This is a genomic window from Adlercreutzia equolifaciens (assembly GCF_029076695.1).
Taxonomy (GTDB): Bacteria; Actinomycetota; Coriobacteriia; order Coriobacteriales; family Eggerthellaceae; genus Adlercreutzia; species Adlercreutzia equolifaciens_A.
The window spans coordinates 1-307 of the sequence record NZ_JARFIK010000324.1; the positions used below are offsets into that span (position 1 = coordinate 1).

1 protein-coding gene is annotated in these 307 nt (G+C 67.4%); it reads right to left on the minus strand.

Going from position 1 to position 307, the window contains the following annotated elements; genetic code table 11:
* On the minus strand, positions 1–291 hold a 291-nt coding region (locus PZH32_RS12585), incomplete at its 3' end, for a 4Fe-4S dicluster domain-containing protein (protein WP_275208585.1).
* Positions 292–307 lie beyond the last annotated feature (16 nt).

The following is a 307-nucleotide window of genomic DNA, read 5'->3' on the forward strand; positions in this document are numbered from 1 at the left end:
GTCATTGGGATGCTGGGCCTCGAACGCGCAGGTGGGACACACCGTCGCGCAGGTGCCCCACCCTACGCAGAGCTCGGGATCGATGTGCCACTGGCCCGCCTCCACAGCAATGGCGCCGGACGTGCAGGCGTCGGCGCACCGCCGACACGAGGCATGGCGATTGCGCACGCGCACGCACCGATGGGGATGCACGGCAAGCCCCGGGCTCGCCAGCATCTCGACAGCGGCAATGTCATCCACCACCGAAGGGCCGTGCGAGGCAACGGAGTTCTTCTTCGCCAGCGCCCTCACTCCTTTTCAACGGCAT